Origin of the sequence: Empedobacter sp. UBA2044 (genome assembly GCF_002333005.1) — a bacterium.
Classification (GTDB): domain Bacteria; phylum Bacteroidota; class Bacteroidia; order Flavobacteriales; family Weeksellaceae; genus Empedobacter; species Empedobacter falsenii_B.
Genome location: NZ_DDBA01000059.1, coordinates 71,382 through 92,608 on the forward strand (window position 1 = coordinate 71,382; position 21,227 = coordinate 92,608).

A 21,227-nucleotide genomic window follows, 5' to 3' on the forward strand; every position below is an offset into this window, starting at 1 on the left:
AATTAACCTGTTATGAAAATTAATTTACAAAAATTATCGACAAAAAATCTGGCGACATTAGCGCAGCGAACTATCAACTCTTCTCAAGCCGGAAATTACACCATTGTAGAGAACCACCCTTTGTTGCTGTCGCTTATTGCGAGTTATCAAAACTACGACACGGTATACACAAAGTTGACCTATAGCGGAAAAGGAAAAGAGGTGGCGACAGCGGATAAAGAGAGAGATGTTGCATTTAGTAACATGAAGGCTTTCTTGAATGGTTATCGTAAATTGACTTCTGTCGCGAACTATCAAGATGCGGAAGCTTTGTACAAAGTTTTCCAAATGTTTGGACTGGATTTAGACAGATTGAGTTATTCTGCCGAAACAGCTCAATTGAAGAAGCTTATCGAAGAATTAGAAAAGCCAGATAATACATTGCGTATTATTAACTTATCGCTTGTATCAGCTTTTGATGATTTGAAAACAAAACATACCGATTTTGAGATATTATTTGCGCAACAAGCAGAGGCTAATGCAGATCTTCGTCAAATATCGAGTGCGTCATCTTCTCGAAAAGAATTGGAACATGTACTGCGATCTTACCTCAATCTAATTACAGCAATGAAAGATGTACCGGATTGGTCTAATTTGTACCACGATTTGAATGAGATTGTGAAAGCAGCAAGAAATAGTGTGTTGCCTGCAAGTTGAACAAGTAAACAAACGAGCCGAAATTGTAAAAATACTAAACGTTAATTATTGAATAATAAAACCTCCACCCAAATTGCTTGGGTGGAGGTTTTTTTGAGATGATTTTTCGAAATATTTAATTAGATTTATAAATAATTAACTACATAATAATGACTAAACTATTAACACTAATTATCTTATTTGTTTTTACAAACTTATTTGCTCAAAAACAATTTACTATTTCTGGAAAACTTGATGGATTTGATGAAAATGCATTGGTCAAAATAAGTATTAATAATGCTCCTATTGATAGTGTCGTATTAGTTAAAGGGGGTTATAAATTAGAAGGAAAATTAAAAGAGGTTCCATCTTCGGTTTATATTACAGTCAAAAATGGAAAAGATTATCATTCTGCACTTCTTTTTATTGGTAATGAAAAAATTACACTAAATGCCACAAAAAAAGATTTTCCTTATGATGTAAAAACTTCTGGATCTGAGTATGACGAGATGAGGTATAAATATGCTCAGTTTGATAAAGATTATACGATAAAACGACGAGAATTTTTAACTGATATGATGTCGCTTCGTGAACAAAATAAATGGAATGATAGTTTACAAAAAGCATACTGGGGTAAAGTAGAACCTTATGGTAAAATAACTGCATTAGATAATGAATTTGCAAAGAATAGTCTTCAATTTTATCAAGATAATATAAATTCATACTATACACTTTCATTAGTTAATTCATACAAGACAGAATTGTCAAAAGAAGTTTTAATTGATTTGATGAATAAGTTAGAATCTAAATATAAAAAATCAGCCTATTACAAATCTATCATGACAGATATTAATACAGAAAAGTTAAATATTGGCGACAGTTATATAGATTTTATGGCGTATAATCAATCAAATAAAAAAGTTAATTTTTCAGATTATTTCAAAGGAAAATATGTGTTATTAGATTTTACAACTTTTTATTGTGGATTCTCTTTAGAATCTATTCCTGTTTTAGATCAAATAAAGACTAATAATCTTGATAAGTTAGAAATTGTAAGTTTCTATGTAGATAAAGAAGAAATTGGTTATAAAAACTTTCTTTTAAAACATGCAGAAGATTGGATTTCGCTTTGGGATAAAGAAGGTAGAACAGGAGGTACTTATACAAAATACAAGATTATCGGTACACCAACTTTTTATCTTTTTAATCCAGAAGGAAAACTTATTCTAGCAGATTTTGGATTAGATGAAAAGAAAATTACAGAATCAATCAAATAAAAAAAATCCATCCCAATAAATTGAGATAGATTTTACATTTATAAAAAACTGAAAATTAAAATAATTATTCTTTTTTAATGTCCTGCACTGATTACTTTACCTGCTCCTTTTTTGATAAAGAACAGAATAAATGGAATACAGATTAGGAAAACTACACCTAAATACAAGAAAACATCCATATAAGTTAACACAGTTGCTTGTTTGGTAACTTGTAAATCGAGTAGGTTATAGGCTTTATTTAATGCTTCATTTGGGGCAAAACCTTTACTAATGAAGCTCATTTGTAAATTCTGAATATGTTTTTGTACATCAAAATCGGATGTATCAAGATGCGAAACTAAATTTGTTCGGTGTCCAACTGTCCAACGAGAAATAAATGTTGTAATAATCGCGATACCAAAAGATCCTCCTAACTGACGCATCATTCCTGTAAAGGCAGCTCCTTCACCAATTTGTTGCCCTCTCAAACTTGAAAGTGAAAGTGTGGTAACAGGTACAAATAATAATCCCAATCCAACTCCACGAACAATTAATGGCCAAAAGAAATGCTCGGAACCTGTGTCTGGTGTTAAGATTTTGTATGACCAAAAACTGTAACAGAAAAAGATAAAGAATCCTCCTGCAACCATGTATTTTGGTGGTACACCTTTTTGTAACATTGTTGCGATGATTGGCATCATGAATGCAGTCATCAACGACGAAGGAATTAATAATAAACCTGCATCAGTTGCAGTCCATCCTAAGATTGATTGTGTATAAATTGGAATAATGAATGTCGATCCATATAATCCAAATCCTAAGATGAAGGATAAAATAGTACCAACTGCTAAGTTGCTATCTTTCAGTACACGTAAATTTACAATTGGATGTTTGAAAACTAATTCTCGCCAAACAAATAAAATGAATCCGAAGAAACTTGCGATACTCAAGGTTACAATTGTCGAATCTGAGAACCAGTCGTCTTGTTGTCCGTGTTCTAATACATATTGTAACGATCCAACTGCAATGGCTAACAAAATAATTCCCAAGAAATCGACTTGACTTAGTTTTGATTTCTCTGCATATTTTGGACTACGAACAAATGATATCGTTAACAATACAGCAGTAATCCCAATCGGAATATTGATGTAAAATATATATGGCCAAGACCAATTATCAATAATATAACCTCCCAAAGGCGGACCAAGCGTAGGACCAACGATAACTCCCATTCCGTAGATTGCTTGCGCTAAACCACGTTTTTCGGGCGGATAACTTTCGGTAATAATAGTTTGCGAAGTTACCAACAGCGCTCCACCACCAAGTCCTTGAATAAATCGGAACAATATAATTTCCCACAATGTTGTTGCATTTCCACAAAGAAATGAAGAAACTGTAAAAATAATAATCGAAGCCGCAAAATAATTGCGTCGTCCAAATTGTTGCGACAACCAGCTGGTCATCGGCACTACAATTACGTTGGCAATTGCGTAAGCGGTAACCACCCACGCAATATCAGTTAAAGAGACACCCAAACTACCTTTCATGTCGTTCATTGCAACGTTAACAATTGTTGTATCAACAATCTCTAACAATGCACACATGATGGCGGTAATGGTGATGATTACACGTCTTGCACCATATTCAACTAAATTATTTTCTTCCATAATTTTTCTGAATAGGTGTTATTACTTTGCAGAAGTATTCGATTTTAAAAGAATATCAGCTTCCACGTTCATACCTGGACGAATCATTTTCAACATTTCGTCTTTTTGATCGATAAATTCGATTTTAATAGGAAGACGTTGAACTGTTTTTACGAAGTTACCCGACGCATTATCTGGAGGTAATAATGCAAATTTAGCACCAGTTGCAGGAGATAAAGATGTTACTTTCGCTTTGAATTCGTGGTTTGGATAAGCATCAACTTTGATGATGGCTTCTTGTCCAACTCTAATTTTTTCTAATTGAGTTTCTTTGTAATTTGCCACAACCCAAATATTTTTTGTAGTCACAATATTGAACAAAGATTGACCAGCTTGTACCAATTGTCCTGGTTGTAAATTAATTTTAGAAACTTGTCCATCTTCAGCCGCAATTACATACGTATAAGACAAATATAATTTTGCATTATCGATGTTTGTTTTGCTTTGACCAATTGCTGCTTCCGCAACTTTAATTTGTGCTTTTGAAGCATCAGCTTGTGCTTTCGAAGTGTTCACTTGTTTTGCTGTAGCTTGCGCTTGTTTTGCTGTAGAAGCTAATTGAGCACGAGAAACACCTAATTGTTCTTGTACAATTCGCAATTGTTTTTCTGCTGTTTCTTTTGCTGCTAAAGCTTGCTCGTATTGTTGTTTTGTGATCGATTGATTTTGGTATAATTTATTGTAACGATCAAAATCATTTTTCGTTCTCCAAACTTGTACTTTTGCTGCTTCTACATTTGCTTGAGCTGTATTAACACTTGCTTGAGCTGTTTCGATTGTTGTATTTGCTGCAACAGCACCAGCTTCTGTCACTCCAATTGCTGCACCAGCTTGAGAAACACCTGCGTGAGCAACTCCTAATTGACCTTCTGCTTGTAATAGAGCATCTTGCGATTGTTGCAATTTCAAGGCAAATTCAGATCCGTCCAAAACAACTAATGTATCACCTTTGTGAACCATTTGGTTATCTTCTACTAAAATCTTCTGAATGTATCCTGAAACTTTAGGTATAACAGGTGTTATTTTTGATTCAATTTGTGCATCATCAGTAATTTCGTGCGCTTGTCCGTGTAAATATTTATAAACTCCATATCCACCTCCAAGGATGATTAATGCTCCTAAAACGATGATAAATTTTGAATTTATTTTTTTCTTTTCTTGATTATTTTCTTCCATATCGAGAGGTGTTATTGTACGTTTTCTAATAAAATTCCTGTAGTATAGTAATATTCGTAGATCGCTAATTGTTCGTCAGCATCTCCGACAACTTGATTGATTTTTGCTTGCAATTGTTGTACATCTGCTTCTAATAAATCGTCTGTATCAGCCAATCCGTTGTCATTTTTATCTTTTACAATTCTGTAGTTTTCGTTCGCTTGTTCTACAGCTTCTTTGTAAACATTATTTTTCTTTTTTGCTAAATCATACTTTTGAAAAGCTTCGTTCATTTCAACTTTAGCTTTATCAATTGTCGTTTCTTTTTGCATCTCATTTTCTAATTTCTGAGCTTTTGCAATTTCAACTTCTGCTTTATTTTTATACAAAGAAGATAAATCATATTTCAATCCAACACCAACATTTGTTGCATTTGTAACCGAAGCAACTTTATCAATATCCATCGCAATATATCCAGCTGAAACCGCTAATTGAGGGTAATAAGCTGCTTTCGCAATTTTGATTTGACTATCAGCAATCTGATTTTTTACATCATATGATTTAACATCTGTACGATTGACGTAATCTTGAGAATTTTGATTGATGGTTTTCAAGGTTTCTACATTATCAACATGAACGATTTTACTTTCGTCTTGTCCAGTCAATAAATTCAATCGGTAATTAATGTTTTTGTATTGCGTTTCGGCTTCATCAATTGCAACTTGCACATTCGATGCTTGTAATTTTGCTCTCAACAAATCATTTCTCGCGATGATTCCGTTATCCAAAAAGTTTTGAAAATCTTTCACACGTTGATTTGCTCTCACTAAGTTTTCATTCAAAACATCGATAGAACGTTGCGTTTTGTACAATCCAAAATATAAATTAATAGCTTGCCAAACCACATTTTCTTTTGTTGCTTCGATTTGTAAGTTTGATAAATCAACCATCAATTCACTGCTTTTGATTGCATTTTTAATTTTAAATCCAGCAAAAACAGGGACAGAAGCACTTGCTTGTCCTAATAATAATTGGCTCGGTTCAACTCCCATTCCTCCACCAGAAGATTGCATCGGAAGTTTGATGTCTACATTTGTTGTCGTAAACAAATGCATGTATTGTCCACTCAACGAAATGTCTGGTAAACGATTGTTTTTCGCGCTTTGTACTTTATACTCACTTGTATTTTTAGCAGCTTCGGCAACTTTCACAGATTTGTTGTTCTGCAAACTTTGTTGAATAACTTCCTGCAAAGAAACGTTGGTTTCCTGCGCATGAGCGAAAGTAGCAACAACTAAACAAATCGGTAAGAAAATTTTATTTTTCATCGTATAGTAAAATTGCTTTTAAAGAATCTATTAAATAAGGGTAATATTCTTCGTGAATATGTTCTGTAAACTCTTCATGAGAAGATAATCCCCATTGTTTCATATATGTTTTTTCGTTCAAAATCAAATAAGATGTTCCACCAATAACTACCATTACAACAGCTTCGGCAGGAGCTTTTCTTTTAAAAACGCCTTCAGAATATCCTTCACTAATAATATTTGTGATATATTCTAAATTTTTTGTTTTTAAGTCATTGACTTTACAATCAATTTCTAAAATTGAATCTCTTTTCGAATATTCTCTTGCCATAATTCGATGAAATTCAGGTTTATCCAAAATTCTATTCAAATAAGCTTTTAGGATTGACTGTAACTTTTCAAATGGAGAAAGTGTAGAATTTTGTGAAATTGAGGCCAATGATTCATTGAAAGTTGTGATACGCCAACTAAATAAATTCTCGACCAATTTATCTTTTGATCCAAAATAATAGCTAATCATCGCAATATTAATGTTTGCTTCTTTTGCAATTTCTCGAACACTTGCAGCATCAATTCCTCGTCTTCCAAAAACTCGTTCAGCCGCGCCCAAAATTTCTATTTGCTTCTCACTTAATTTCATCTTATAAAAATTGAACGCGCAAAGTTAAACAAACGTTTAATTAATTTAAAAAAAATAAGTATTTATTTTAATGATTTTTTATAATTCATTGATTAACTTTTGTCTATGAAAGAAATTTTTCTACATCATATTTGGAAATTGAATCAATTTTCACATCAAAGCTTACAAACTTTTCATGGAGATTTCATTGAAATTGTGAAAGTTGGAAAGTTAAACCATCATGCTGGGCCAGATTTTTTGGAAGCAGAAATCATCATTGGCGATAAATTGTGGATTGGAAGTGTCGAAATGCATGTCAATTCTTCGGATTGGAATTTTCATCAACATTCGAATGATTTATCGTATCAAAATGTGATTTTGCATGTTGTATGGAATCACGATTGTGAAGTTGATATTTTGCGTCAACGTAATGTACAAACTTTGATTTTACAAGATTTTGTAAAACCGGAAATTGTTTTTAATTATCAAAATATTATTAATTCTAAGTTGGATAAAATTTATTGTGAAGAATTTTTAGATTCAATTGATTTGAAGCAATTTTCTTTTTGGTTTGAACGAATTTTAATCGAACGTTTCGAAGAAAAAACAAACGATATTGTACAAATTTTAGAACACAATAATTCCAATTGGGAAGAAACATTGTTCAAAAGTTTGGCAAAGAATTTTGGATTAAAAGTTAATGTAGAAACTTTTGAGATTTGGGCAAATTCTTTTCCGTTCAAAGTTTTGCAAAAAATACAATTTAATGCCCAAAAAGTTGAAGCCTTGTTTTTTGGACAAGCCAGTTTTTTAGAAGAAAACTATGAGAATGATTATTCTAAGCAATTAAAAAACGAATATCAATTCCTGAAAAATAAATATCAATTAGAATCAATTGAAAATAGTTTGTTCCGATTTTCGAAAATGCGACCAATTGGTTTTCCGACGATTCGTTTGGCGCAATTAGCATCGATTTATGTGAATTATCAAAGTTTGTTTTCTGAAATTATTCAGCCAAAAAATTTGAAAGAATTTTATAAAATCTTCGAAAATTTGGAATTAAATTCTTTTTGGGAAACGCATTATACATTTAAGAACGAATCAAAATTTCAACTCAAAAATCTTTCAAAAGATAAAATAAATAATTTGCTCATCAATTCTATTATTCCGATTCGTTATGCTTTTGAGCGACAAAAAGATGAGGTAGAAATTGATTTTTATTTGGATTTATTAAATGAAATGGAAGCGGAAAATAACTCGATTTTAGATGAATTTGAACGAATTGGTTTTGAAAATAAAACCGCAAAAGATTCTCAACAATTAATTCAACTTAAAAAAAGATATTGCTCCGAAAAAAAATGTTTAAATTGCGCTATCGGACAACAAATTTTACGTTAAATGAAAGATCAAATTAGGAATTTTACTGAAACAGAATGGTTTAATGTGATTTCGCGATTTGCAGACAAATTGGGAATTCGCGTTGCAAAATTACGTTTGATTTTCATTTATTTAACCTTTGCAACTTTCGGTTTAACCTTTATTGGTTATTTTATTATGTTATTCTTTTTTTGGGTAAAAGATTGTTTTGTTATCAAACGAAAATCGGTTTTTGATTTGTAAAAAATATTTACAAATACTTAAAACCTTTTATTAATTTTAGATTTCTTAATTTGTTAAATATTTGATGGTTATGTCGTTTTCGATATCGTGAGTGTTTGATAAGGATATTATTTTCACTTCTTTTCCAACCAAGATGAAATATTTAAAAAAATCTACTTTTTACCTGAATAAATCGCAAAGATTTGGCTTGTATTTATTATTTGTTTTGATTTTGTTATTTGAGATTTTTCAACATATTTCAGTTGAAAAAGAAACATATCAATTATCAGAAGCAGATAAAGCTTTGCTAGCAAATTATCAAAAAACTCCGAAAAATTATACATTTAATTCTACTTCAAATAAACAAGTAAAAGATTCAATCAAACCCTTTAACCCAAACGAATTATCTTTAGAAGATTGGATGAATTTAGGGTTTTCGGAACGTCAAGCCGAAGTCATTTTGAAATATAAAGGAATTGTTGGCGGAGAATTTACATCGAAAGAACAGCTTAAGAAATGTTATGTTATCGATGAAGGAAAGTATAATGAATTAGCTCCTTTTGTTCTTTTACCAGAACAATCTAAATCGAGTTTTATAGATTATTCATCACCAAAAACTAAAATAGTTTACAAAAATTTCAATCCAAATGATTTGCCACAACAAGGCTGGGAAAAACTTGGTTTTTCGCCAAAACAGGCAGAAATAATCATGAAATATAAACAGATTGTTGGAGGAAAGTTTACCTCGAAAGAGCAATTGAGGAAATGTTTTGTGATTGATGATGCGAAATATGCAGAGATGAAAACGTATATTTTGTTACCAGAAAAATCAAAGGAAGATGAAAAAAATGAGAAAAAACAAAGTGGCAAAAAGATTCAATATGTAAAATTTAATCCAAATAGTTATTCTGAAAATGATTGGCAAAAAATAGGTTTTTCGTCTAAACAAGCTGCTTCAATTATGAAATATAAAAATATTTTGGGAGGTCAGTTTAAATCGAAAGAACAATTGAAAAAATGTTATATGATTTCGGATGAAAAATATGCAGAAATGGAATCTTATATTGATTTACCTGAAAATGTAATTTATAAAGCTGAGCAGCCAAAAGTTGAACAGTCAAAAAGTGAAGATAAAGTAGCAGAAAAAATAGAAATAAAAGGTAAGTTTAATCCAAATAATTTGAGTCATGAGGATTGGATAAAACTCGGTTTCACAGAGAAACAAGTAAATACGATTCTTAATTTTAAACGTTCGTTAGGTGGGAGTTTTAAAGATGCAAAAACATTGAAAAGATGTTATGCGATAAGTGAAGAAAAGTTTAGGGAAATTGAGCCTTATTTGGTTTTTGAGTGATTATTCATTCATAGGTTAGTTTTAAAAAATAAACGCGTTATAGGATTTCCTAAACGCGTTTATTGGTTTTTATAATTTCTGATTATTAGTAGTTAAACAGCTCTTCTAACGTTAATTCTTTTACTTGTCCAAGTTTTTCAACAGATGGCCAATCTAAGTTTTCTTTATTACCAATTAAACCAACATTGAAGTTTTGACCTTTGATATGTTTTTGGAAAAATTGATCCAATTGTTCTAATGTTAATTTAGATGTTTGATCGTAAATATCTTTATTGATATCATAATTTAGACCTTTATCTTGTAATGATAACCAATAAAAGAACACATTTGCTTTTGTATAACGACTTGTAGCGATTTGCTTAAGTGCTGCTTGTTTAGAATTATTGAATTGATTTTCTGCTTTTGGCATATTATTCATTAATTCTTTCATTGCGTCAACAGCTTGTGGCAATTTGTTTGCTTGTGTTCCAATTACAGCTCTTACATAATTGTAATTATCTTTTTTATTTGCATTAATGTAATAAGAACCAGCAGAATAAGCCAATGATTTAGACTCGCGAATTTCTTGGAAAACGATAGATGACAAACCTCCACCAAAATACTCATTGAAAATTCCTGTAGATGTCAACAAAGTTGGATCATATTTAGTATCACGAGCAAAGAAATTAATTTCCGCTTGTACCATATCGTAAGGAGCAAAATATACTTTGCCATCTGTAGCTGGTTGTGGATATTCTTTTTTCTTAGGATAATCTAAATTTTTCCCGAAATTATGATTTTGTTCAATTGCTTTTTTCGTTTCCGCTTCATTATTTCCGTAATAGAAAATTTGGTGCTTGTAATTAAAGAAATCTTTGATGATTTGCGTTAATTCTTTTGGATCAATAGCTTTCAAATCAGCTTCAGAAATAATATCTCTCGAGCGATTATTTGGTCCATATTGCGCATAAGTGTTCAACAAAGAAGAAATCACGTTTTTGTTCTTTTTTGAATTTTCTCTTGATTTCAAGATTGTTTTCACATATTCTTGGTAAGATTCATTATTTGAAACGGCATCACTTAAAAGATGTTCAAATAATTTGATTCCGCTTGTTAAGTTCTTTTGTAAACCTGTGATATAAACAGAAGTTCTTTCTGTACCAGGATTAACTCCATAATCAACACCAATTTTATAAAACTCTTTTTTCAAGTTTTCTGGCGAATATTTGGACGTTCCTAAATAATTTAAGTAATTAATCGCTAAACCAAGCTTTTTGTTATTGTCTGATCCCATATCCGCGATATAGTAAACAGAGCTAATATCGTTTGTCTTGTTCTGAATCGAAGTGAATTTTGCATTCTTGATTTTACTTTCGTTCAATTCTTTTTTGAAGTCAACAAAAACTGGTTTAATCTCACTTGATTTAATCTTCATGAAATCTTTGTACCAAGTAGATTCAGCATCACGATTCAATTGAATTGGCGTAATTCCAGGATTCGAAACACGTACCAAATCCTTGTTTTCACCTTGACGTTTGTAAACAATTACATAATTATTCGTATAATTATTCTTTGCAAAGTCCATTAGTTCTTGCTTTGTTACACGACCCATATCATCGTATTGATCGACAACTTCTGCCCAAGGAACATCATTGATATATGATTTGTACAAACTTGCTGCTAAAGAACGAGTATTTTCCCAGCTTTTCATACGAGATTTTCTTAAATCATTTACAACTGCTTCTATCATCCAATCATCAAATTCCCCTTTTTTGATTTTTTCAATCTGAGCAATTAATAAATCACGTACTTCTTCTAAACTTTGTCCCTGTTTTGGAGATCCAGAAAAAGAATGCATACCATAATCTCTAAAGAAAGAAGAAGAGCTTCCTGCTCCTAATGTTTTTTGCTGTTGATTGATATTTAAGTCGATTAATCCAGCTGTAGAATTACTTAAAATATAATCAATTAATGTTACATATTTTGCATCAGAACTTTTTGCTCCGTTAAAACGGTAAGCAAACTGAACACGTTCCGAAGATGGACTAAAAACTTCGCTTGTTACAATTGTTTTAATCGGCTCTTCTTTTGCAACATATTGTGCAGGAGCTGCTTTTGTAGCATAATTTCCAAAATATTTGTCAATCATTGGAACAGCCGTATCAAAATCGAAATCACCAATCAACATCACAGCCATATTGCTCGCTACATAATATTTATCGAAATAATTATGAATTGCAACCATTGATGGATTTTTTAAATGTTCTGAAGTTCCAATAGTTGTTTGTGTTCCGTAATGCGATTTTGGAAACAATGTTTCCATCATTTTATAAAAAACTAAACGTCCATCATTGTCTTGTGAACGATTAAATTCTTCGTAAACGGCTTCTAATTCAGTATGAAAAAGACGTAAAGTTAATTCACTAAAGCGCTCAGATTCTACTGTTAACCATTTCTCTAATTCATTATTCGGAATATTATTATGATAAATTGTTTCTTCTAAAGATGTATGTGCATTAGTTCCTGATGCTCCCAAAGATGAAATTAATTTATCGTATTCGTTTGCCACAGCATATTTGGATGCTTCTTGCGAAACTTGATCAATTTTTTTATAGATTTCTACTTTTTTTGCAGGATCTTTTTCTGCTTTGTGCTGTTCGTATAAATCTGAAATTTGTTGGATCAAAGGTTTTTCAACAGCCCAATTTTGTGTTCCAATTTTAGAAGTTCCTTTAAAAACCATATGCTCTAAGTAGTGAGCCAAACCAGTATTGTCTTCTGGATCGTTGTTAGAACCTGTTTTTACAGCTATATGAGTTTGGATTCTTGGTTCGTCTTTTATTTGAGCCAAATAGATTTTCAAACCATTTTTTAGCGTATAAATTCTTGTATTCGAAGGATCATTTTCTACCATTTCGTAGGTATATCCTTTATTGTCAGTTTTTTTCACTGTTTTTAATTGTGCGTGAGTAAATACAGAACCAAAAATGATTCCGCAGATCAAAATAGATTTCCTCATGTATTAATTTTTTAAGTTGCTTAAAAGTAATACATTAAAACGAATAAGAGAAAACTATTTTCGATATAGAGTTATTTTGTTAATCTAAAACCAATCATTGTAAAGAGTAAACCAATGAGTACACTCAAAAAAATATAAATAATTGGTGTGATGTAATTTTGTTGTTGAATTAAGTTGAAATTTTCATACGAAAAACTTGAAAATGTCGTGAAACCTCCACAAAATCCAGTTATCAGTAAAAAATTGAAATAGGTATTTCCTAAACCATTTTTGATTGAATATCCATATAAAGTGCCAATCAAAAAACAACCGATAATATTTGTCAAAAACGTAGCAAATGGAAAAGGTTGTGAATAATATTTTCCGATTCCGTACGAAATTAAAAATCTTGCAACACTACCAAAAGCGCCACCTAAACCGACAAATAGTATAGATTTTAAGAGATTCATTAAATTCTATTAACAATTTTAATTAAAGCTAAAAATAGTAAAATGATGAATGAAATAATTCCTAAAAAGAATAAACCTAATCCAAAATAAGCAATTGTAATTGTTCCAATATTCCAACCGATTAAGTTGATTGAATAACCTATCAAAATCAGTACTACTGAAATCAATAAAAATTTGAAATTATTTACTTTTTCTAAATTCATCATTCCTAAAGATGTGAAGCTAAAACAAGTTCAGCTTGACATCTGTATTTTATTTTGAGTATTAAATATAAAACTATTTTCCGATAAAATTCTTCACAGCAATTGCAACTTTTGCTCCGTCCATTGCGGCAGAAATAATTCCACCAGCGTAACCAGCTCCTTCAGCGCAAGGAAATAAACCAGCAACTTGCGTATGTTCTAAGGTTTCTTCATTTCTCGGAATACGAACAGGCGAAGAAGTTCTTGATTCTGTTGCCACAATATTTGCATTTTCGGTATAGTAACCATTCATTTTTTTACCAAATGTTTGGAAACCTAATTTCAAAGATTGATGAACTTCTTTTGGTAAAACTTCGCTCAATAAACCTGATGTTAAACCTGGTAAATACGAGCAATCATTTAATGAATTGGATAATTTCCCTGAAACAAAATCAGTCATTCGTTGTGCGGGAGCTTTTAATTTACCTTCACCAACTTGCCACGCTTTTTGCTCGACCATTTGTTGAAACTTCATTCCACCCAAAGGTCCAGTAAAACCATATTTAGCAAAATCTTTTTCATCAACTGTTACAACCATTCCCGAGTTTGCAAAGAATCCGTCACGTTTAGAAGGTGACCAACCATTTACTACCAATTCTCCTTCGTCTGTAGATGCGGGCGCGATAATTCCACCGGGACACATACAAAAAGAGAAAACGCCGCGACCTGCTTCTTGAGAAACTAATGAATACGAGGCTGGCGGAAGAAATTCGTTGCGTTCTGTTCCGATTGGACAATGATATTGAGCAGAATCAATCAAACTTTGGTGATGTTCTACACGAACGCCTAATGCAAAAGGTTTTGCTTCGATTAAAACTTTCTTTTCATCTAACATTCTGAAAATATCACGAGCCGAATGTCCCGTTGCTAAGATCAAAGAAGAAGTTTTAATTTTTTTATCATGATTAATTTCAATTCCTTTGATTTGATTATTCTCGATGATAATATCCGTTAGTTTTGTATCAAACCAAACTTCACCACCACATTCGATAATTGCTTCGCGCATGTTGGCGATAATCCCAGGTAACTTATTTGTTCCGATATGTGGATGCGCTTCTTGTAAAATACGCTCTGTTGCACCGAAATGGACAAACCATTGCAATGATTTCAGAATGTTTCCACGTTTTGTAGAACGCGTATATAATTTTCCGTCCGAATAAGTTCCAGCGCCACCTTCGCCATAACAATAGTTTGATTCAGGATTTACTTTTCCTTCTTTATTCATTGCTGCTAAATCACGACGACGATCACGAACAGTTTTACCACGCTCGATGATAATTGGTTTTAGACCTTGTTCTATTAATTCTAACGCAGCAAATAATCCAGCAGGACCAGCACCAGCAATATAAACTTCGTGTTTGTTTTCTACATTTTGAAGATTTGGATGAAACTCGAAAGCATCAGAGAATTCTTCATTTACAAAAACATTGACTTGTAATTGGGAAATAATATTTCGGCTTCGTGCATCTAAAGAGCGACGAATAATTTGGTAAGCATTGATATTCTCTGGTTTTGTTTTAACAGCAGATGCTAAACGTTGTTTCAGAAGTTTCTCGTTTGCAGCTTCTGTAGGAGATATGCGTATTGTTACATTTTGAGGCATATTTATTGACTAAAAATTAGACTGCAAAAGTACATCAAACCATTTGAAATATTCGTTTTTAAACAAAAAAAGCTGTCTCATAAGACAGCTTTTCATTATTATATAAATTAAGATTATAATCCTAATTTTTTCAACGTTTGTTTTTGAACACCGTTTTTATGAACTAAAATATTTGTTGTTTTGTACTGAACAAAAGCTTTTGTTACATAAAGATATCCTTCGTAATCGTTAGTTAAACCCCAAGAGTTTTTCACGATGTAGTAATCTTTTCCGTTTTGATCTTTTGCAATACCAACAATGTGCATTCCGTGGTCATCAGTCGTTTGGTAATCATCAAAAGCAGCCTGACGCATATCTTCTGTAATTACTTTTTCTGGTTTTGGACCTTTGAACATATCTGCTTTTTGTTGCGCATTCATATCTGCAAAATCAACTTCTGGTACATACGCTACACCATTTTTCCAGCTAAATCCTTTTTCAGAAACGTCTGTTGCCCAAGCAACTGTAAATCCGTTTTTCAAAGCATAATCAATGTTATCAGTCATCTCTGTCATCGGAACATTGTAGAAAGATTCGTACGCCCAGTTATCAGGAATCGCTAATACAAACGGTTTGTAATAGTCGTGATCTTTGAAAGATGTAATCGCAACATAATCGTTTGGATTAATTCCTACAACTTGATCAGCAAATGTACGTGGTGTGTATTTTTTTCCGTTGTATGTAAATTCTTTTGGATATTCTCCTAAATAGCTATCCAAAACAGCTGTATAGGCTTTCTCCCAGTTTGGTGTTAATTTACCATTTGGATTTGCAACAACCGCTTTCAAAACTCCTTCTTGAATGGCAGCCATCTCACCAAATTGATTTGTTTTTGTTCCGTAATTCAAACCTGTGTATACAGATTCTGGAACAGCTCCATATTTTTTGATTGTATTCAAAACATCATAGAAAGAACCACCGTCACCTAAAGTTGTTGCACCGTGCATGCGAACATATTGTTTTCCTTTCTCAACATATGTATTTCTCGCATTGAAAATTGGAGACAATTGAATAGGTTGTTTTCCCATTCTTAACATTTCTGATTCGAAGAAAGAATTTCCTGAATATGACCAACAAGTTCCTGATGAACCTTGGTTTTCTACTGGAGTTTTAGCTAAATTAATAACGTCAGTAAATTTGAAAGCTTCTTTACTATTTTCACTAACGTTTTTGTTCAAAGAATTAACTAAATTGTCTTGTGCAGACACCAATTGAGCTGAAGCTAAAAATAAAGCTGAAGCTAAAACTGGATAAAAAATTTTACGCATTTTTAAATTTATTTTGTGTGAGTATTTTATAAGTAGCTAATTTCACGAAAATGTTAACAATAAACCTATAAAAATTTAAAGTTTTTTTAATAAAACTTCTTAGTATTCATTCTCACAATACATTTGGTAAGCTAAAACATACTTGTTTGTGATCAACCGAGTCCTCGGGAAAGGTAAAACAGACTTGTTTGTAATTAACTGAGTCCTCGGGTAAGGTAAAACAACCTTGTTTGTAATCAACTTAGTCCTCGGGAAAGATAAAACATATCTGTTTGTAATTAAATTTTCTTGACGAACATTACAAACATACTTGTTTATAATAAACCGAATGCTCGGGAAAGCTAAAACAACCTTGTTTGTAATAAAAGTTTCTTGACGGACATCGCAAACAGATATGTTTTAGATAAATGTAGATTTAAGTTGATTAAAAGTAACCTTTAAGATTAAGGATTTTGTTCAATTAATAAATTGAATTTATTAACGATATTTAAAGGTAAAGGATATTCAATTAGATAATTTTCCCAATAATTATTATAATAATTTGAAATATTAAAGTTGATTGAATTGTATTTTTTTCTTCCATTATCAAAATCAGAAAGGAGTTCTTTTGTTAGAAAAATTTCTGTTACAATCTCTTTTTTACTTCCAAATAAATCTTCATTTTGGATTAAAGTGAAAGATTGAGGAATTCCTTTTTTATCCCATTTTCCTAAATTACTTAATGATATTTTTATATTTTTTTTACGAGAAAAATTTAAAACAAAATTTATACTATCATTCTCAATTCCTTGATAATATTTACCAATTATAGAATCTCTACTGTTATAAATATCAAAATTATCTTTAGAAATTTCTACTTTTTTATATTTTTCATGACGATTATAACTAGGAATATTCCAAAATCCATAATAATCATTCATTATAGATACTTGCGTTTTTTTATTATTACCTTTTATCTCAGGATTATAAAAGTTTCTGTATTGTAAAACATATCTTTTTACTTTTAATTTATCTTTAAATTCTTCCTTTGGATAAAGATAATAAGCTTCTCCATCTACAAAATCTGTTAAACTATCATTTTTGATTATCCAACTTCTAAAATAAGATTTTAATAAAATGTATTTTGTTTTATTCTGAATATTGACTTCATTTAAGTTTATAATATCATCTTTTTGACAAAATAAAGTTGAACTAAAGAGTAAAAATAGTAGCGATAAATATTTCATTATACAATGTTTATAAAAACAAAAGTAAAATATTTTTTTTAAAACTGACTTAATATCCCAAAATGGATTTTAGATTCTTTGAAGTCGAATGAAGTTTCGTCTGTTTTACCAACTGCATAACTCAAATTGAAAATTCCCATCTTCGTTAAAAAAGAAATTCCAGTTCCGAAACTTAACAATGATGTATTTAGATTTGCGCGTTTGTTATCAATAAAACCATAATCGGCGAAAAGTCCAATATAAAAAGCTTCGCTTGGAACAAAACGATAATCTGCACTCAAAAATCCGTACATATTTGTTGTAATACTTTCTTCGTTAAAACCTCTAAAACTACCAAAACCACCAATTCTGTACAATTCGTTTTCGGAGAAATCATCGTCTTTCGTGAGCAAACCTCTAAATTCTGCACCAGCTTTTAAGAAATGCTTTTTGGATAATTCGAATAAACGAAACGTTTTTAGACCAACTTCAACTTGATTGACGGTTTTATTTTCCAAATCTTCTGTCCACGAAAAATTCTTTTCCTTTTTACGAATCGAATTTACCGCAACATTCAACATCGATTTTACTTCCATCAAACGAAAAGGATGTTTCAGGAAATAGTGATAACTCAAACCAAAACCAATTTTCGAATAATCGTCATAGCTCGATTTTAGATAAGAATCATCTTCCAGCAAAAAGTTAGACGATTGTATAATTCCGCTTACACCAATATTCGAGTTGAGGTTGAGTTGATAAAATAATCGCTCCGAAAAATCTAAATTCACAAAAACAGAATCTTGCTTGAAAAGCTTGAAATTCGTTTCCGAACCAATCGCAGATTTGAACAAATAAGGAACTTTAACACCAATATTCAACGACGTATTTTTATTCGCTGTTCCAATCCAATTTAACCTGATTTCTTCCAAACTATTGAACACATTGTTCAACGAAAGTTGTACATTTCCGTTCAATCTAAAATCGCCGTTATCATCTGTTCCAAAACCTAAAACACCATCAAAATAATTTGAATTCACTTTGCGAGGATACAAATATAAAATCGTAGAATCTGGCTTAAATAAAGTTTGTGGTAATTGCGCTTCTGCAATATAATTGGTTCGTTGCATTAATGTCGAAATCGTTGCCAACTTCTGTTCATTGTAGACTTCGCCAGTTTTTATATTGAGTCCATGACGCAAATAACCTTTGGATAATTTTTCGTAACCAACCAATTTTACACCATCAATTTTGCGCTGATTTCCTTTGTCTAAAACCAATTCAATTTTCTGTTCATTTTGTTCAAAACCATTTGGAACAAGTTTTATTTGCGCAAACGGATAACCTTGATTAGTGTTGGTTGTTGCTATTTTATTTAGAATAGAATCTAAATTATTTGTTGGGAAATAATTATTTTTATTTTCGAACAATTCATTGTTTTTCACCCAAATTGTTTGGTACAATTTTCCTTTATTTAGATAAACTTTTTCATTTTTTATAGAATCAATCGTCAACGTATAATAACCCGTTTTTTGAAGCGAATCTAAAGATGAATCAAGATTTTTGCTTTCAAAATCTTTTGTATACGATTTTGTATCATCATTATACCGTAAAAAATGATATGTTTTTTCTTGTCCAAAAAGCAAAATTGTTTGGATAAAAAAAAAGAATATGTAGCCTAAAAATCGCATTCTTGCTTATAATAACGTGTAAAATAGATGTTAAGTATTTGTTTTACTGATATCTATTAGTGTTCGTTTGAAAATTAAAAATTATTTTTGACTTCAAATTTAAGATGAATGTTGAAATTATTTAAAATTACTGGATATTTAGAAGCTATTTCTGCGATAGTTTTGTTTTTTATCGCAATGCCAATGAAATATATTTGGGAAGATCCGATATGGGTAACACACGCAGGACGCGTACACGGAGGATTGTTTATAGCTTATATTATATTGGTTTATTTATTGAAAGAAAAATACAATTGGTCTTGGAAAATTTTTATGATCTTTTTTATCGCAGCAGTTATTCCTGGAGGAACAATTTGGGCGGAAAAAAGATTAATCGAAGGCAAAAAATATAAACAAATGTTGGCTGAAGAAGCGAAATAAGACAACGATTAGATAAAAAAGTAAAAACCTTAAACGTGATTGTTTGAGGTTTTTTTATGTTTTAGGAATCAAATTTTTCTAAATAAAAAAAGCCGAAGATTAATCTTCGGCTTTTATAGAGCGGGAAACGAGACTCGAACTCGCAACATTCAGCTTGGAAGGCTGACGCTCTACCAATTGAGCTATTCCCGCGTAAATTTTCAAATCAAATTAAAAAGTACCTCAGGCGGGACTTGAACCCGCACGTCCTAATGGACACAGGATTTTAAGTCCTGCGTGTCTACCAATTCCACCACCAAGGCAAAATTTGATTTTTGAATTTAATATTTCAAAGAGCGGGAAACGAGACTCGAACTCGCAACATTCAGCTTGGAAGGCTGACGCTCTACCAATTGAGCTATTCCCGCGTTGTGAGTGCAAATATAAGGTCATTAATATTACTTTTGCAAGTGTTTTTCGAATAAATTTTACAACTTTTTTCTAATAAATTAATTTTGAAATATTTGACTTGTTGATTTTTTTTGAGAAATTAGGGAATTGAATTATTTTATGGAGAAATTATTTATTTTTTGTGGTGTTTTTCTTCTTGTGATGAGTTGTAATTCTAAGAAAAAGTTTGAATCAGATAAATGGATTCCTTTTGAGGAAGGAGTTTACGGACAAAATTATCGTTATAAGATGTTGGATGATTTGGTTAATAATGTTTTAAAATTTGATTCATATAATTCAAATGGAACTTCAAAAAATGAGGTTTATAAATTGATTGGTAAGCCTGATGAAATTTTAGATAAAATGGAGGTTTATTTAATTCAAGAAAAAATTGGTAAAATTGATCAAAATGGAGAAATTAAACTTTATTTAAAATATAGTGATAATTTGACGTTGAATTATTGGAAAATACAAGAAACAACTTACAAAGAATAAATTATGAAAATCCCTACAATTTATGGTATTATAGAACGTAGAATGTTAATCAATTTTTGTGTAGAATCACACTATATTGAGACGATTTTACCTCAACCTTTTCGTCCAAAATTGTACAAAGGAAAAGCAATTGCTGGAATCTGTTTGATTCGATTAAAAGATATAAAACCAAAAGGTTTACCTGATTTTGTAGGAGTGAATTCTGAAAATGCAGCGCATCGAATCGCGGTTGAATGGGAAGAAAATGGTGTGACAAAAGAAGGTGTATATATCCCGATGAGAGATACTTCTCTAAAATTGAATACGCTTGTTGGTGGTCGAGTTTTTCCTGGGAAACATTATTTTGCGAAGTTTAATGTTATAGAAGAAAACGATAATTATCATTTAGATTTCACGAGTTCTGACGATACACGAATTGAAATTGATGCAAAAAAATCTGTTGAATTTAATTTGAATTCGATTTTCGAAACGTTGAATGAAGTTTCAAAATTCTTCGAGAATGGTTCTGTCGGTTATTCTCCAAATGGAAATAATTTTGAAGGTCTAAAACTCGAAACCTATAATTGGGGAGTAGAACCTTTGGAAGTTTTACATGTGAAATCAAGTTTTTTTGAAAATGAAACAATCTTTCTAAAAGGTTCTGTTCAGTTTGATAACGCAATTCTGATGACCAATATCGAACATGAATGGAAGTCGTTAGAAAAGATAAAATGTTTGTAG

Annotated in this window: 19 protein-coding genes and 3 tRNA genes; 8 read left to right on the top strand and 14 right to left on the bottom strand. The window is 31.2% G+C overall.

Translation table 11 applies throughout. From position 1 onward, the window contains the following. Positions 1-12: 12 nt before the first annotated feature. Together B4E59_RS10620 and B4E59_RS10625 are read left to right on the top strand one after the other, a co-directional pair. On the top strand, positions 13-696 hold the full coding sequence (locus B4E59_RS10620) for a DUF6261 family protein (RefSeq protein ID WP_291052860.1): 684 nt from the start codon (positions 13-15) through the stop codon (positions 694-696). A gap of 149 nt (positions 697-845) precedes the next feature. Then, the gene (locus B4E59_RS10625; protein ID WP_180905119.1) at positions 846-1,952 is read left to right on the top strand and encodes a TlpA disulfide reductase family protein; all 1,107 of its coding nucleotides are present in this window, start codon (positions 846-848) and stop codon (positions 1,950-1,952) included. A gap of 74 nt (positions 1,953-2,026) precedes the next feature. Here the strand turns inward: B4E59_RS10625 and B4E59_RS10630 are convergent, their stop codons facing one another. The 4 genes from B4E59_RS10630 to B4E59_RS10645 are packed head-to-tail and all read right to left on the bottom strand — an operon-like array spanning position 2,027 to position 6,739. After that, entirely contained in the window at positions 2,027-3,598 is a 1,572-nt protein-coding gene (locus tag B4E59_RS10630; RefSeq protein ID WP_291052865.1) for a DHA2 family efflux MFS transporter permease subunit, read from the bottom strand. A 21-nt stretch (positions 3,599-3,619) separates the two neighbouring features. Further along, positions 3,620-4,813 carry an HlyD family secretion protein gene (locus B4E59_RS10635; protein ID WP_291052868.1) on the bottom strand — a complete coding sequence of 398 codons (1,194 nt, stop codon included), beginning with the start codon at positions 4,811-4,813 and terminating at the stop codon, positions 3,620-3,622. An 11-nt stretch (positions 4,814-4,824) separates the two neighbouring features. Further along, positions 4,825-6,120 (bottom strand): TolC family protein, encoded by a 1,296-nt coding sequence (locus B4E59_RS10640; protein ID WP_286494765.1) that lies wholly within the window; start codon positions 6,118-6,120, stop codon positions 4,825-4,827. Beyond that, positions 6,110-6,739: a TetR/AcrR family transcriptional regulator gene (locus B4E59_RS10645; protein ID WP_280062831.1), complete on the bottom strand. Its 630-nt coding sequence runs from the start codon at positions 6,737-6,739 to the stop codon at positions 6,110-6,112. The genes B4E59_RS10640 and B4E59_RS10645 overlap by 11 nt, the downstream gene beginning before the upstream one ends. A 105-nt stretch (positions 6,740-6,844) precedes the next feature. On the opposite strand from B4E59_RS10645, the gene B4E59_RS10650 reads away from it, so the two are divergent. The 3 genes from B4E59_RS10650 (at position 6,845) to B4E59_RS10660 (ending at position 9,671) form a co-directional block, all read left to right on the top strand. Then, the gene (locus B4E59_RS10650; RefSeq protein WP_125349609.1) at positions 6,845-8,116 is read left to right on the top strand and encodes a DUF2851 family protein; all 1,272 of its coding nucleotides are present in this window, start codon (positions 6,845-6,847) and stop codon (positions 8,114-8,116) included. Further along, positions 8,117-8,338, top strand: coding sequence for a PspC family transcriptional regulator (locus B4E59_RS10655; RefSeq protein WP_125349608.1), 222 nt, complete (start codon positions 8,117-8,119; stop codon positions 8,336-8,338). Positions 8,339-8,471: 133 nt separating this feature from the next. Then, positions 8,472-9,671: a ComEA family DNA-binding protein gene (locus B4E59_RS10660; RefSeq protein ID WP_286494764.1), complete on the top strand. Its 1,200-nt coding sequence runs from the start codon at positions 8,472-8,474 to the stop codon at positions 9,669-9,671. 85 nt (positions 9,672-9,756) lie between these two features. Here the strand turns inward: B4E59_RS10660 and B4E59_RS10665 are convergent, their stop codons facing one another. From B4E59_RS10665 to B4E59_RS10695, 7 genes are all read right to left on the bottom strand, one after another. Then, the gene (locus tag B4E59_RS10665) at positions 9,757-12,669 is read right to left on the bottom strand and encodes a M16 family metallopeptidase (protein WP_291052871.1); all 2,913 of its coding nucleotides are present in this window, start codon (positions 12,667-12,669) and stop codon (positions 9,757-9,759) included. Between the two features lie 71 nt (positions 12,670-12,740). Beyond that, positions 12,741-13,118, bottom strand: a complete 378-nt coding sequence (crcB, locus tag B4E59_RS10670; RefSeq protein ID WP_125349605.1) for a fluoride efflux transporter CrcB — start codon at positions 13,116-13,118, stop codon at positions 12,741-12,743. Then, on the bottom strand, positions 13,118-13,324 hold the full coding sequence (locus B4E59_RS10675) for a hypothetical protein (RefSeq protein WP_125349604.1): 207 nt from the start codon (positions 13,322-13,324) through the stop codon (positions 13,118-13,120). Before B4E59_RS10675 ends, crcB begins: the two co-directional genes overlap by 1 nt. 70 nt (positions 13,325-13,394) lie before the next feature. Next, on the bottom strand, positions 13,395-14,963 hold the full coding sequence (locus B4E59_RS10680) for an NAD(P)/FAD-dependent oxidoreductase (protein WP_291047142.1): 1,569 nt from the start codon (positions 14,961-14,963) through the stop codon (positions 13,395-13,397). A 113-nt stretch (positions 14,964-15,076) separates the two neighbouring features. After that, positions 15,077-16,270 carry a C1 family peptidase gene (locus tag B4E59_RS10685; RefSeq protein ID WP_291052874.1) on the bottom strand — a complete coding sequence of 398 codons (1,194 nt, stop codon included), beginning with the start codon at positions 16,268-16,270 and terminating at the stop codon, positions 15,077-15,079. Positions 16,271-16,713: 443 nt separating this feature from the next. Then, complete coding sequence (locus tag B4E59_RS10690; RefSeq protein WP_291052877.1) at positions 16,714-17,496, bottom strand: hypothetical protein; 783 nt, start codon at positions 17,494-17,496, stop codon at positions 16,714-16,716. A 38-nt stretch (positions 17,497-17,534) separates the two neighbouring features. Then, on the bottom strand, positions 17,535-19,118 hold the full coding sequence (locus B4E59_RS10695; RefSeq protein ID WP_291052880.1) for a BamA/TamA family outer membrane protein: 1,584 nt from the start codon (positions 19,116-19,118) through the stop codon (positions 17,535-17,537). A gap of 153 nt (positions 19,119-19,271) precedes the next feature. Here B4E59_RS10695 and B4E59_RS10700 point away from each other — a divergent pair, with 153 nt between their 5' ends. Next, on the top strand, positions 19,272-19,583 hold the full coding sequence (locus B4E59_RS10700; protein ID WP_291052883.1) for a DUF3817 domain-containing protein: 312 nt from the start codon (positions 19,272-19,274) through the stop codon (positions 19,581-19,583). Between the two features lie 119 nt (positions 19,584-19,702). Here B4E59_RS10700 and B4E59_RS10705 read toward each other — a convergent pair. The 3 genes from B4E59_RS10705 to B4E59_RS10715 form a co-directional block, all read right to left on the bottom strand. After that, positions 19,703-19,775 (bottom strand) — tRNA-Gly (locus tag B4E59_RS10705). Between the two features lie 26 nt (positions 19,776-19,801). After that, positions 19,802-19,885 (bottom strand) — tRNA-Leu (locus tag B4E59_RS10710). Between the two features lie 32 nt (positions 19,886-19,917). Next, positions 19,918-19,990: transfer RNA gene (locus tag B4E59_RS10715), tRNA-Gly, on the bottom strand. Between the two features lie 142 nt (positions 19,991-20,132). On the opposite strand from B4E59_RS10715, the gene B4E59_RS10720 reads away from it, so the two are divergent. Together B4E59_RS10720 and B4E59_RS10725 are read left to right on the top strand one after the other, a co-directional pair. Continuing rightward, the gene (locus B4E59_RS10720; protein ID WP_125350484.1) at positions 20,133-20,507 is read left to right on the top strand and encodes a hypothetical protein; all 375 of its coding nucleotides are present in this window, start codon (positions 20,133-20,135) and stop codon (positions 20,505-20,507) included. A gap of 3 nt (positions 20,508-20,510) precedes the next feature. After that, on the top strand, positions 20,511-21,227 hold the full coding sequence (locus B4E59_RS10725; protein WP_291052885.1) for a DUF2071 domain-containing protein: 717 nt from the start codon (positions 20,511-20,513) through the stop codon (positions 21,225-21,227).

Coding starts and splice junctions, on each gene's coding strand:
- B4E59_RS10620 (WP_291052860.1), top strand. CDS start 13: ATGAAAATTAATTTACAAAAATTATCGACAAAAAATCTGGCGACATTA.
- B4E59_RS10625 (WP_180905119.1), top strand. CDS start 846: ATGACTAAACTATTAACACTAATTATCTTATTTGTTTTTACAAACTTA.
- B4E59_RS10630 (WP_291052865.1), bottom strand. CDS start 3,598: ATGGAAGAAAATAATTTAGTTGAATATGGTGCAAGACGTGTAATCATC.
- B4E59_RS10635 (WP_291052868.1), bottom strand. CDS start 4,813: ATGGAAGAAAATAATCAAGAAAAGAAAAAAATAAATTCAAAATTTATC.
- B4E59_RS10640 (WP_286494765.1), bottom strand. CDS start 6,120: ATGAAAAATAAAATTTTCTTACCGATTTGTTTAGTTGTTGCTACTTTC.
- B4E59_RS10645 (WP_280062831.1), bottom strand. CDS start 6,739: ATGAAATTAAGTGAGAAGCAAATAGAAATTTTGGGCGCGGCTGAACGA.
- B4E59_RS10650 (WP_125349609.1), top strand. CDS start 6,845: ATGAAAGAAATTTTTCTACATCATATTTGGAAATTGAATCAATTTTCA.
- B4E59_RS10655 (WP_125349608.1), top strand. CDS start 8,117: ATGAAAGATCAAATTAGGAATTTTACTGAAACAGAATGGTTTAATGTG.
- B4E59_RS10660 (WP_286494764.1), top strand. CDS start 8,472: ATGAAATATTTAAAAAAATCTACTTTTTACCTGAATAAATCGCAAAGA.
- B4E59_RS10665 (WP_291052871.1), bottom strand. CDS start 12,669: ATGAGGAAATCTATTTTGATCTGCGGAATCATTTTTGGTTCTGTATTT.
- crcB (WP_125349605.1), bottom strand. CDS start 13,118: ATGAATCTCTTAAAATCTATACTATTTGTCGGTTTAGGTGGCGCTTTT.
- B4E59_RS10675 (WP_125349604.1), bottom strand. CDS start 13,324: ATGATGAATTTAGAAAAAGTAAATAATTTCAAATTTTTATTGATTTCA.
- B4E59_RS10680 (WP_291047142.1), bottom strand. CDS start 14,963: ATGCCTCAAAATGTAACAATACGCATATCTCCTACAGAAGCTGCAAAC.
- B4E59_RS10685 (WP_291052874.1), bottom strand. CDS start 16,270: ATGCGTAAAATTTTTTATCCAGTTTTAGCTTCAGCTTTATTTTTAGCT.
- B4E59_RS10690 (WP_291052877.1), bottom strand. CDS start 17,496: ATGAAATATTTATCGCTACTATTTTTACTCTTTAGTTCAACTTTATTT.
- B4E59_RS10700 (WP_291052883.1), top strand. CDS start 19,272: ATGTTGAAATTATTTAAAATTACTGGATATTTAGAAGCTATTTCTGCG.
- B4E59_RS10720 (WP_125350484.1), top strand. CDS start 20,133: ATGGAGAAATTATTTATTTTTTGTGGTGTTTTTCTTCTTGTGATGAGT.
- B4E59_RS10725 (WP_291052885.1), top strand. CDS start 20,511: ATGAAAATCCCTACAATTTATGGTATTATAGAACGTAGAATGTTAATC.